The sequence below is a fragment of the Streptomyces sp. NPDC005070 genome, from assembly GCF_053600395.1.
Genome location: NZ_JBSFZS010000176.1, coordinates 1 through 11,683, shown reverse-complemented (window position 1 = coordinate 11,683; position 11,683 = coordinate 1). Strand labels below are relative to the sequence as shown.

Annotated in this window: 11 protein-coding genes; 6 read left to right on the top strand and 5 right to left on the bottom strand. The window is 71.5% G+C overall.

Annotated elements, in window-relative coordinates; genetic code table 11:
• Window positions 1-71: 71 nt before the first annotated feature.
• The 3 genes from ACWEBX_RS34260 to ACWEBX_RS34250 form a co-directional block, all read right to left on the bottom strand.
• A complete protein-coding gene (locus ACWEBX_RS34260) occupies window positions 72-677 on the bottom strand; it encodes a MarC family protein (RefSeq protein ID WP_328448522.1) in 606 nt (201 codons plus the stop codon).
• A gap of 448 nt (window positions 678-1,125) precedes the next feature.
• Window positions 1,126-1,986: a PHP domain-containing protein gene (locus tag ACWEBX_RS34255; protein WP_451888659.1), complete on the bottom strand. Its 861-nt coding sequence runs from the start codon at window positions 1,984-1,986 to the stop codon at window positions 1,126-1,128.
• Window positions 1,987-2,185: 199 nt separating this feature from the next.
• Window positions 2,186-2,827 carry a DUF6758 family protein gene (locus ACWEBX_RS34250; RefSeq protein ID WP_328671270.1) on the bottom strand — a complete coding sequence of 214 codons (642 nt, stop codon included), beginning with the start codon at window positions 2,825-2,827 and terminating at the stop codon, window positions 2,186-2,188.
• A 164-nt stretch (window positions 2,828-2,991) separates the two neighbouring features.
• Between ACWEBX_RS34250 and ACWEBX_RS34245 the strand changes: the two genes are divergently transcribed.
• Complete coding sequence (locus ACWEBX_RS34245; protein WP_451888658.1) at window positions 2,992-4,245, top strand: MFS transporter; 1,254 nt, start codon at window positions 2,992-2,994, stop codon at window positions 4,243-4,245.
• A gap of 112 nt (window positions 4,246-4,357) precedes the next feature.
• Here the strand turns inward: ACWEBX_RS34245 and ACWEBX_RS34240 are convergent, their stop codons facing one another.
• Entirely contained in the window at window positions 4,358-4,942 is a 585-nt protein-coding gene (locus ACWEBX_RS34240) for a suppressor of fused domain protein (protein ID WP_451888657.1), read from the bottom strand.
• A 615-nt stretch (window positions 4,943-5,557) separates the two neighbouring features.
• Between ACWEBX_RS34240 and ACWEBX_RS34235 the strand changes: the two genes are divergently transcribed.
• Together ACWEBX_RS34235 and ACWEBX_RS34230 are read left to right on the top strand one after the other, a co-directional pair.
• Window positions 5,558-6,670 (top strand): magnesium and cobalt transport protein CorA, encoded by a 1,113-nt coding sequence (locus ACWEBX_RS34235; protein WP_451888656.1) that lies wholly within the window; start codon window positions 5,558-5,560, stop codon window positions 6,668-6,670.
• 24 nt (window positions 6,671-6,694) lie between these two features.
• The gene (locus tag ACWEBX_RS34230; protein ID WP_451888655.1) at window positions 6,695-7,237 is read left to right on the top strand and encodes a hypothetical protein; all 543 of its coding nucleotides are present in this window, start codon (window positions 6,695-6,697) and stop codon (window positions 7,235-7,237) included.
• Window positions 7,238-7,366: 129 nt separating this feature from the next.
• On the opposite strand, the gene ACWEBX_RS34225 is transcribed toward ACWEBX_RS34230, so the two are convergent.
• Window positions 7,367-8,125 (bottom strand): hypothetical protein, encoded by a 759-nt coding sequence (locus ACWEBX_RS34225; RefSeq protein WP_451888654.1) that lies wholly within the window; start codon window positions 8,123-8,125, stop codon window positions 7,367-7,369.
• Between the two features lie 187 nt (window positions 8,126-8,312).
• Between ACWEBX_RS34225 and ACWEBX_RS34220 the strand changes: the two genes are divergently transcribed.
• The 3 genes from ACWEBX_RS34220 to ACWEBX_RS34210 are packed head-to-tail and all read left to right on the top strand — an operon-like array spanning window position 8,313 to window position 11,504.
• A complete protein-coding gene (locus tag ACWEBX_RS34220; protein WP_451888653.1) occupies window positions 8,313-9,746 on the top strand; it encodes a magnesium transporter MgtE N-terminal domain-containing protein in 1,434 nt (477 codons plus the stop codon).
• Window positions 9,730-10,326, top strand: coding sequence for a DUF1003 domain-containing protein (locus ACWEBX_RS34215; protein ID WP_451888652.1), 597 nt, complete (start codon window positions 9,730-9,732; stop codon window positions 10,324-10,326). Before ACWEBX_RS34220 ends, ACWEBX_RS34215 begins: the two co-directional genes overlap by 17 nt.
• A 44-nt stretch (window positions 10,327-10,370) precedes the next feature.
• Entirely contained in the window at window positions 10,371-11,504 is a 1,134-nt protein-coding gene (locus ACWEBX_RS34210; RefSeq protein ID WP_451888651.1) for an Mrp/NBP35 family ATP-binding protein, read from the top strand.
• The last annotated feature ends 179 nt before the right edge of the window (window positions 11,505-11,683 follow it).

Sequence of the window (11,683 nt, the reverse complement as noted above, 5' to 3'; positions counted from 1 at the left end):
CACGGCGATGCCGTGCGGGGCTCTGCGTGTCCGGCCGGGACGTCTGGGCGTCCGGGCCGGACAGAAGCCGGTCAGCTCCCCCGGATCACCTGGGTGACGCCGTTGATGATCTGCTGCACCGCGATGGCGGAGAGCATCATGCCCGCGAGCCGGGTCACCAGGACCACTCCGCCGTCCTTGATGACGCGGATGATCAGCAGCGAGTAGCGCATCACGACCCAGAGCACGACGTGGATCGCGAGGATCGCGGTCCACACGGAGACCTGGGTGGCGACCGAGTCGGCCTTCTGCACCGCGAGGATCACGGACACGATCGCGCCGGGCCCGGCGAGCAACGGCATCCCGAGGGGTACGAGGGCGACGTTGACGTCCTTGGTCTGCTTCGGCTCGTCCGTCTTGCCGGTGAGCAGGTCGAGCGCGATGAGCAGGAGCAGGAGTCCGCCCGCGATCATCAGCGCGGGCACGGAGACGTGCAGATAGTCCAGGATCTGGTGCCCGAGGAGCCCGAAGACGGTGATGACACCGCCGGCGACGCAGACCGCCTGGACGGCCATCCGCCGCTGCACCCGGGCGGGGCGGCCGGCGGTGAGCGCCAGGAAGATCGGGGTGATCCCAGGGGGATCCATGATGACGAAGAGCGTGAGGAAGAGGGAGCCGAAGACGGCGACGTCGAACATGGTGAGGGCAGCCTTGCGAGGTGGTTGGAGGAGGGTGGGCGGGTCTTCCGGCCACCGTTTCGGGCAGTCGCCCCGCGGCGCGGGACGGGGGTACGACCGGTCCCGCGGCGCGGGACGGGGCGGCACGACCGGTACCGCGCCGCGCAACGGGGAGCACGACCTGCGGTGCCGGACACGACCCCGGGACGACCGGGTCACCGGGACGCGGCCGGGCGGCGCACCGAGACGCACGTGACATCCGCAGGACCGGGCGCGCGTGTCGGCACGCGCGCCGCGGCGGCCAGCGGCGGAGGGCGCGCCAAGAGCCTTACGGCATCGGCCCGGTTCGTACGGGCCTCACGCACCGGTTCCGACGACACCGGCCCGTCGCTACGGACTCGGCCGCGGACACGCGGTCGTGGTCAGGGGCGGCTCGGCCGGACCGGTGTGGCGCGGAACGTCCGGAGACTCAGGCCGCTCCGCCCGCGCCCGGTACCGGGAACGCCCCGGTGGCGCGGCGGGTGATCTCCCCGTAGACCTCGGGGTCGGTCGTGAACTCCCCGAGCACACAGGTCTTGCGGCTGCCGTGATAGTCGGACGAGCCCGTGGTCAGCAGCCCCAGTTCGGAGGCCAGACCGCGCAGCCGCGCCCGCGTGGCCGGCTCGTGGTCCATGTGGTCGACCTCGATGCCGTCGAGGCCCGCGCCGGCCAGCTCCGCGATGACCGATTCCGGCACGGTCCGGCCCCGCTTGGCGGCGGCGGGGTGAGCGAAGACGGTGACGCCTCCGGCCCCCTTGACCAGCCGGATCGCCTCGAAGGGGTCGGTCTCGTGCTTGGGGAGGTAGGCGCGGCCCCCGTCGGCGAGCCACTGTTCGGTGAAGGCGTCGGAGACGCTGTCGACGACGCCCAGCTCGACCAGCGCGGACGCGACGTGCGGGCGGCCGACCGATCCGTCGCCCGCGATGCGCGCCACCTGCTCCCAGGTGATCGGCACGCCGAGCCCCTGGAGTCTGGCGATCATCCCCTGGGCCCGCGGCACCCGGTCGTCCCGCACCAGTTCGCGCTCGGCGAGCAGGGCCGCGTCCTCGGGGTCGAAGAGGTAGGCCAGCATGTGCATGCTGATGCCGTCGATCCGGCAGGAGAGTTCGGCGCCGGTGACGAGGGTGAGCCCCTCGGGCAGCGCGGCGACCGCCTCGGCGTAGCCGCGTGTGGTGTCGTGGTCGGTCAGCGCGACGACGTCCAGACCGGCGATGGCGGCGTTACGCACCAGCTCGGCCGGGGTGTCCGTACCGTCGGAGGCGGTGGAGTGGGCGTGCAGGTCGATACGCACTACGCGGACTCCAGGCGGTGACGGAACGGGCGGGACGCTCAAGGATAGCGGGAACCGACCCCCCACTGTCACACCCGCACCGGGGGAGCACCCCCTACACTCCCCGACGTCCGGGCACGGCCGACGACCCCTGCGCTCCGCCGTCTCCGGACACGCCCCGTCCGGGCGCCGCGGTGCACGGCGCCGGGCCGGACACGGCCTACGGCTCCAGAATGCGCGGCGACAGCGCTCCGCAGGGCAGCAGGTCGACCTCCGCGCCCGCGTCGCGCAGGTCCGTCAGGACCAGTTCGTCGTACATCAGCAGTCCGGTCTGCTCGGGCCACACGACCGCCCACAGCCACAGCCCCAGCGCCTCGCCCGCGAACACGGCGCGGTCGTCGGGGGAGCCGGAGACGTGCCAGAGCGGGGTGGGCCGGCCGGCCGCGAGGACCTTGGCCTGAGGCGGTTTCTCGACGCTCATGTACGGGCCGGGGTCGGGGCCGTCCATGCCCGCGTACCGCGCGCCGAGACCGACGCCCAGCTCCTCGGCGACGAGGATCAGCTCGCCCATGCCGCCCAGCGGCCCCGGTCCCGAGCAGGCGATGACGGTGGCCCTGCCCCCGCTGCGATCGTCCCCCGCGAACGCCGCTCCGGTGAACAGCCAGCCGACCGGCAGGGGCCACGGCATCCACACCGGTACCCGGGCGCGGTGCACGACCACACCGAGGGCCTCGACGCTGGGCGGGATCACGGGCTGCAGTGGATGCACCGTGCCGTGCACATCGCACTGCCAGGAATCGGCAAAAAGGCCGGGAGCCCTGACCCGGCCACCACACTTCGGGCAACTGGGTTCGCCCCTCATAGGGCCCAACGGTCCTCCCCGTCCTTGCCCGCGTCAAGGACGATCACCCGTCCGGCATGGCCCGGCCACGCCGAGAAACTACATGTATCTTGCATTTATTAGCCCACCTAACTTATTATGTGCATAAGCCAACGATCCAGTCGGCACACAGTGAGGGAGCGGGCATGATCAACAGCATGGAAGGCCCCGCGGAGGGCGACACGTTCGACGCGGGCGCGGGTGGCCTCCTGCGTCAGCCGAGGGCCGTCTGGGCGACCGCCGGAGCGTCCGTCGTCGCCTTCATGGGCATCGGACTCGTCGACCCGATCCTGCCGTCGATCGCCCAGGGACTGGACGCCACCGCCGGCCAGGTGTCCCTGCTGTTCACCTCGTACTTCCTGATCACCGCCTTCGCGATGCTGCTGACCGGCTTCGTCTCCAGCCGGATCGGCGGGCGGCGGACCCTGCTGCTCGGTCTCGCCCTCGTGGTGGTCTTCGCCGGCCTCGCCGGCACCTCGGGGTCGGTCGGCGAGCTCGTCGGTTTCCGGGCCGGCTGGGGACTCGGCAACGCGCTGTTCGTCTCCACCGCACTCGCCGTCATCGTCGGCGCGGCGGCCGGCGGCAGCGCCGCCGCGATCCTGCTGTACGAGTCCGCGCTGGGCCTCGGCATGGCCTGCGGGCCGCTGCTGGGCGCCCTGCTCGGCAACGCGAGCTGGCGCTACCCGTTCTTCGGCACCGCCTTCCTGATGGCGGTCGGCTTCCTGTGCATCACGGCGTTCCTGAAGGAGCAGCCGAAGCCCGCACGCAGGACCTCACTGCTCGACCCGCTGCGCGCCCTCGGCCACGGCGGTCTCGCCTCCGCCGCGGCCTCCGCGTTCTTCTACAACTACACGTTCTTCACCGTGCTGGCCTTCACCCCGTTCGTGCTGAACATGACGCCGTACAAATCCGGCGCGGTGTTCTTCTGCTGGGGTCTGCTGCTCGCGGTCTTCTCGGTGATCGTGGCGCCCCGGATGCAGGCGCGGTTCGGCTCGCTGAAGGTGCTCGGCGGCTCCCTGGTGCTGCTCGCCGCCGACGTGCTCGTCCTGGGCTACGGCGACCACACCACCGCGATCGTCTGCACGATCCTGTCCGGCGCCTTCATCGGGGTGAACAACACCGTCTACACGGAACTGGCCCTCGGGGTCTCCGACGCCCCGCGCCCGGTGGCCAGCGCCGGCTACAACTTCGTGCGCTGGTTCGCGGCCGCGGCGGCGCCGTACTTCGCCCCGAAGATCGAGGAGTGGAGCAACATCCGCGCCCCGTTCGTGGTCGCCGCGGTCACCGCGCTGCTGGGTGCTGCGGTGGTCTACGTACGGCGTACGGCGCTCACCGGGAAGGCCGAGGAGCTGGAGCCGGTCCACGCCACCGAGGACGGCGTCACCGTCTTCGCCAACTGAGCGGTCGGGACAGGGACTTGACGGACCGGAGCGGGACTTGACGCCGGCGAACGGGACTTGACGCCGGTGAGCGGGATGTGACGGCCCGCCACACACGGCGTCGCGTGACCGGTCAGTCCAGGGCGACGGACCTGCGCAGCGGATCGCGCAGGTCCGTTCCGCCGTTCAGCCAGCGTTCCTGGAGGGCGCCGGCGCCGTGGACGCGCTTCCAGGCGGCCTCGTTGGGCGTCATGGGGAGCAGCGGCAGGAAACGTACGGGGTCGGCGGGAGCGTCCAGCTCCAGGTCCTCCACCAGACCACCGGCCTCGGCGACCAGGACGGAGGTGAACGGCGCGCCGGGCCACAGGGGTTCACCCACGTCGAGCGAGGCGCCCGGGGCCACGATCAGACCCTCGACCTGGGGGGAGGCGGCGAGCACGGCCATCGGGCGGAGCACCTTGTCGGTGTCGGCCCCGGACGGGCGGACCGAGAGGACCAGCTCGGCGCGCGGGCCCTTCACCGGATCGGCGAGCACGGCGGTGGGGTCCGCCATCGGCTGGGCGGACATGCCGAGTGTGGCGTAGCGCACGATGTCGCCCTCGGTGAAGCGCAGCACCTCGATACGGTCGGTGCCCAGAAAGGTGACCGCGGCCCGCGCGTCGGGTTCGCCCAGCGCTGAGCGCAAACGGGCCTCGACCAGAGGAAGAACATCAGCCATGAACCGAGCATAGGCCGCGTCAATTCCGCCACGGTGCACCGGACCCCGGTCAACAACGCGCAAAGCGGGGGGTTGACGTATCGGTGCGCTGATACTCTTGGCCGCTGGTCGGAGCAGTGCATGACTGAGGCCCCCAGGCCCTCATCGGCACTGCGGGAGTTGCTCCCTGACTCCGGCGCACTGAGACTGATCTGACTCCCCTTCGGAGGGAGACAGACTCCCCTTCGGGGGATGGACCGTCCCTCACGGGGGACCGACCGGAGGAGGTGGGGCTGCAATGGATCGAAGTCGATCGTGCAGTACCACCCGCTCTTCCTGTCGCTGAGTTCGTAGCTGGTTCCGCCGGGTTTCTCAGCCCTGCCGGCTGCCGCCTCCCGCAATCAAGTGCACACGTGTCAGCGTTGCCCGGTGCACTACGGAAGAGCGCTTCGTTTCCGCCTGATCTGTCCGATCTGAACCCCTGATCTGCCTGATCTGAATCAACAGCGAAGCCGCCAACACGACGGTGCGGTGCTCCCCGCTTTGTGGACGTGCCAAACATCCGCAGTCAGGACGTCCCCATTCCGGGTAGTTCCAACCGTCGCCGGCCGCCTCCGTTGCGAGAAGGAGCCTGCCATGTCGATGATCCGTGACCTGCGTGCCGCGGTCCGCCCCCGCCCGTCCCTGCGCAAGGACAGTGGCTCGTACGACACCACCCGTGACCCCGCCACTCCGTCGGCCGTGGTCGACTGCGCCGTCTACCGCGACGGTGCCCGCGTCGACACGCGCGTACCGCTCACGCCGCAGGAGGCGATGCGTCAGGTGCGGCGCGACGGCGGCTTCGCGTGGATCGGTCTGCACGAGCCCACCGAGGACGAATTCGCCGGTATCGCCCGCGAGTTCGGGCTGCACCCGCTGGCCGTCGAGGACGCCGTCCAGGCTCACCAGCGGCCCAAGCTGGAGCGCTACGACGACTCCCTGTTCACCGTCTTCAAGACCATCCACTACGTCGAGCACGACCGGCTGACGGCGACCAGCGAGATCGTCGAGACCGGCGAGGTCATGTGCTTCACCGGCGGGGACTTCTTCATCACCGTCCGGCACGGCGGGCAGGGCTCCCTGCGCGCGCTGCGGCACCGCCTCCAGGACGACCCCGAGCTGCTCACCAAGGGCCCCTCGGCGGTGCTGCACGCGATCGCCGACCATGTCGTCGACGGCTATATCGCGGTCGCGGACGCCGTCCAGGACGACATCGACGAGGTCGAGACCGAGGTGTTCTCGCCGGGCCGCAAGGGCACCCCGCGCGGCACGGACGCCGGGCAGATCTACCAGCTCAAGCGCGAGGTGCTGGAGTTCAAGCGGGCGGTGTCGCCGCTGCTGCGGCCCATGCAGCTCCTGAGCGAGCGCCCGATGCGGCTGATCGACCCCGACATCCAGAAGTACTTCCGCGACGTCGCCGACCACCTCGCGCGCGTGCAGGAGCAGGTGCTCGGCTTCGACGAACTGCTCAACTCGATCCTCCAGGCGAACCTCGCCCAGGCCTCCGTGGCGCAGAACGAGGACATGCGCAAGATCACCTCGTGGGCCGCCATCGTCGCCGTACCGACGATGGTGTGCGGTGTGTACGGCATGAACTTCGAGCACATGCCCGAACTGCACGCGCGCTACGGCTACCCGGTGGTCATGGGCATCACCGTCGGCCTCTGTCTGTCCATCCACCGCATCCTGAAGCGCAACGGCTGGCTGTAGCGCGGGCTGGATAGTCTGAGCCCCATGACGCAAGAGCTGCTCGACCAGGCCCTCGTCGAGGAGGCCACCAAGAAGTCCGGGCTGATCTGGGTACGGGGCGCGGACGCGCCCTCGCCGGCCGGTCCGGGCGAGGAGGGGCCCACCCGCGCGCTGTGGCACGTGTGGCACGACGGCGCGGCCTGCCTGGTCGGCGACGGGCCCGGCGAGCAGCCGCTGCCGGGGCTGGCCGACGGAGGGCACGCGGTCGTCACCGTACGCAGCAAGGACAAGGGTGGGCGGCTCGTCTCCTGGTCCGCCACGGTCGTGGAACTCACCGCGGGCACCCCCGGGTGGGAGGCGGCCGTCGGGGAGCTCAAGGGCAAGCGGCTGAACGCCCCGGACGGCGAGGCCATGCCGGAGCGCTGGGCGCGCGAATGCCGGGTGGTGCGCCTGGAACCGACGGGCGCGACCGCCGGGCTGCCCGAGGGCTCGCTCGCCGAACGGCCGCTGCCGTCTCCGGCGACGACCCGCCGTCCGGTGCCGGCGGCGCTCCCCCGCCTCCTGCTGAAGCGGCGCAAGCGGGGCTAGGGCCTGTCGCCCGGCGGCCTGCGCTCGCGGACCGGGTGGGGCCGACCGGAACGGCGGCTGGGCAGAGGTGGGACCGACCGGAACGGCGGCCGGAGGGGCGGCTCCGCCCGACTCGCGGGCCGGGCCGGGTCACGACGAGGGGAGCTGCTGCCCGTAGTCGACCGTGTCCTTCTTCGGCGGTTCCGCGAGCGGGAAGTCCTTGCCCCAGTCGGTCAGCCGGAGGGTGCCGGCGTTGCCCGCGCGCCCGAGCAGGACCGGGTACGGGGTGCCCGTGAGGGAGACGTCCAGGGTGCCGCCCGCGCCCTTGTCGCCGAAGATGCGGATCGTGCGGACGCCCTCCTGCTCGTGGTGTCCGTCCTTCGCGAGGGTGCCGTGCAGAGCGAGCAGCCCGTCGAGCAGGACGTCCTTGTCGGTGAAGCCGCTGAAGCGCTTGTACACGGGGTCGCCGGTCGGCACTTTCACGTACATGCCCTCCAGCTTGTCCGCCGCCGCGGTGTCCGTCGGCTTGCCGTCGCTCTCGCCGTCCTCATGGGCCCAGAACTCGGCGTCCGCCTTGAGGAAGAGGTGCTTGCCGACCCGCAGCAGCCGGAAACCGGCGCCCTTGGAGGTGACCGAACCGCTGCCGCCGTCGGACTTGAGGCGCATGTCGAGGGTGTACGTGGTGCCGCCCGAGACGACGGTCCCGGAGAGCCGCACGGTCGACGCCTTCTCGGCCGCCGACTTCGCCTGCGCCTGGATGGCGGCGGCGGACAGCTTGCCGACCCCGTTCGTGCCCGCGTCCGGGTCCTCGCTGCCGCACCCCGTCAGACCCGTCGCTGTCACGGCCAGTGCGCACATCGCGGCCACCGTCAGGGCTCTGCTGGAACGGCCCTGGGGAATTGCGGTCACAGGTGGGGCTGCCTCTCGTGCGCGGTCCTCAAACGGCGTACGGCAGCGTACCGGTGCGGCACCCGCCCGGCGGAGGCAGTCCGTCCGGACCGCCCACCAGGGCGTACCCGACCGGGACGGGCTAGCCTGAAGCCCACCCGAGCGGACAGACCGGCACAGAACGCATCGAAGCGAAGGAGGCCCGGGCATGGCCGCAGCCGCCCCCCGGATCTTCGTCTCGCACCTGTCCGGTGTCGCCGTCTTCGACCCGAACGGCGACCAGGTGGGCCGTGTGCGGGACCTCGTCGCCATGCTCCGCGTCGGACGCCGGCCGCCGCGCATGCTCGGCCTCGTCGTCGAACTGTCCACGCGCCGCCGCATCTTCCTGCCCATGACCCGGGTGACCGGCATCGAGTCCGGCCAGGTCATCACGACCGGCGTCCTGAACGTGCGCCGCTTCGAGCAGCGGCCCACCGAACGGCTCGTCTTCGGCGAGCTGCTCGACCGGCTCGTGACCCTCGTCGAGACGGGTGAGGAGGTGACGGTCCTGGACGTGTCCATCCAGCAGCTCCCGGCCCGCAGGGAGTGGGAGATCGGCCGGGTCTTCGTGCGCAAGGGCCGCGCCGGCGCCTTCCGGCGGGCCAAGGGCGAGACGATGACGGTCGACTGGTCCTCCGTCACCGGCTTCTCGCTGGAGGAGCACGGACAGGGCGCGGAGAGCCTGCTGGCCACCTTCGAGCAGCTCCGGCCCGCCGACCTCGCGAACGTGCTGCACCACCTGTCGCCCAAGCGGCGCGGCGAGGTGGCCGCCGCGCTCGACGACGACCGCCTCGCCGACGTCCTGGAGGAGCTGCCCGAGGACGACCAGATCGAGATCCTCGGCAAGCTCAAGGAGGAGCGCGCGGCGGACGTCCTGGAGGCGATGGACCCCGACGACGCGGCCGACCTGCTGGCCGAGCTGCCCACCGAGGACGTGGAGCGGCTGCTGACGCTGATGCGGCCCGGCGAGGCGGCGGACGTCCGGCGGCTGATGGCCTACGCGGAACGGACGGCGGGCGGCCTCATGACCACCGAGCCCATCGTGCTGCGGCCCGACGCGACCGTCGCCGACGCTCTCGCCCGGGTCCGCAACCCCGACCTCTCCCCCGCGCTCGCCGCCCAGGTGTACGTGTGCCGCCCGCCGGACGAGACCCCGACGGGCAAGTATCTGGGGGCGGTGCACTTCCAGCGGCTGCTGCGCGATCCGCCGCCCACCCTGGTCGGCTCGCTCGTCGACGACGACCTCCAGCCGCTGGCCCCGGAGGACGAGCTGCCGGTGGTCGCCGGGTTCTTCGCGACGTACGACATGGTCGCGGCCCCCGTCGTCGACGAGAGCGGCTCGCTGCTCGGCGCCGTGACCGTGGACGACGTACTGGACCACATGCTGCCCGAGGACTGGCGGGAGACGGAGTTCCACCTCGACGAGGGCGTGCACGAAAGCATGCACGCGGAGCGGGACGACGACGGCGACGGGCGCGGGACGGACGCGACCGACAGGAGCGGCCGTAAGGGCGTCCCCGAGGAGGGCCGCGGCCCCGCGGACGGCCGTGGGGAGCCGGAGGGCCCGCGGGGCGGAGAGGGACGCCATGGCGCCCGACCGTGAGGCCCGTGAGCGGGCCGCCACGGGGGCGACGGCGGCCCCCCGCCCGCGCACCCGGCTCGACCAGCCGAAGCCGCCGCGGCACAGGCTGCTGCCCGAGTGGGACCCGGAGGCCTTCGGGCGGCTCTCCGAGCGCATCGCCCGCTTCCTCGGCACCGGACGGTTCATCGTCTGGATGACGGTCGTCATCATCCTGTGGGTCGTCTGGAACATCTTCGCGCCGGGCGACCTGCGCTTCGACAACTACCCGTTCATCTTCCTGACCCTGATGCTGTCGCTCCAGGCCTCCTACGCCGCCCCGCTGATCCTGCTCGCGCAGAACCGGCAGGACGACCGCGACCGGGTCAACCTCGAACAGGACCGCAAGCAGAACGAGCGGTCCATCGCCGACACCGAGTACCTCACCCGCGAGATCGCCGCGCTGCGGATGGGCCTGGGCGAGGTCGCCACCCGCGACTGGATCCGCAACGAGCTCCAGGACCTGGTCAAGGACCTGGAGGACCGCCATCCCGACGGCCACGGGGACGACCGCGTCGTATTCCCGGCGGATCGGTCGCGGGGACGTGACGTAGACGACCGGTGACAGGGCTTTCCGGGGCACATGGGTCGCGCCGTACCATCGTCCCTATGGCTACGGAAGACGCGGTGCGCGAAGCACTGGCGACGGTGAACGACCCCGAGATCAACCGACCCATCACCGAACTGGGGATGGTCAAATCGGTCACGATCGGTGCGGATGGCGTGGTCGCGGTTGCCGTGTACCTGACGGTCTCCGGCTGCCCGATGCGCGACACGATCACCCAGCGGGTTACGGAGGCGGTCTCCCGGGTCGAGGGCGTCAGCGCCGTCGAGGTCGAACTCGACGTGATGAGCGACGAGCAGCGCCGCGAGTTGGCGACCGCGCTGAAGGGCGGGACCGCCGAGCGCGAGGTGCCCTTCGCCAAGCCCGGCTCGCTCACCCGCGTGTACGCGGTCGCCTCGGGCAAGGGCGGTGTCGGCAAGTCCTCGGTCACCGTGAACCTGGCGGCCGCGATGGCCGCCGACGGGCTCAAGGTGGGTGTCGTGGACGCCGACATCTACGGCCACTCGGTGCCGCGCATGCTCGGTGCGGACGGCAAGCCGACCCAGGTCGAGAACATGATCATGCCGCCGTCCGCGCACGGTGTGAAGGTCATCTCCATCGGCATGTTCACCCCGGGCAACGCGCCGGTGGTCTGGCGCGGCCCGATGCTGCACCGCGCCCTCCAGCAGTTCCTGGCGGACGTGTACTGGGGTGACCTGGACGTCCTGCTCCTCGACCTCCCGCCGGGCACCGGCGACATCGCGATCTCCGTCGCCCAACTCGTCCCGAACGCCGAGATCCTGGTCGTGACGACCCCGCAGCAGGCGGCGGCCGAGGTGGCGGAGCGGGCCGGGTCCATCGCCGTGCAGACCCACCAGAAGATCGTGGGCGTGGTCGAGAACATGTCGGGGCTGCCCTGCCCGCACTGCGACGAGATGGTCGACGTGTTCGGCACCGGTGGCGGCCAGTCGGTCGCCGACGGCCTGACCCGCACCACCGGAGCGACCGTGCCGGTCCTCGGCTCCATTCCGATCGACGTCCGTCTGCGCGAGGGCGGCGACGAGGGCAAGCCGGTCGTCCTGACCGACCCCGACTCCCCCGCCGGCTCGGCCCTGCGCGCCATCGCGGGCAAGCTGGGCGGCCGCCAGCGCGGCCTGTCGGGCATGTCGCTGGGCATCACCCCGCGCAACAAGTTCTAGGGCGTGTCCGCAAAGTCGCGTCGTCCGCCCGAAGGGCGGGCCCGGCGTCGCCGGGCAGGCGAGACTTTGCGGACACGCCCTAGGGTTCCCGGGTTTCTCGTACGAGGGAGGGGGCGCCGCACGCGCGAGCCGAGCCGCCGTCGACGGAAGCGAGTCGAATCTTGAACTTCCTCACCATC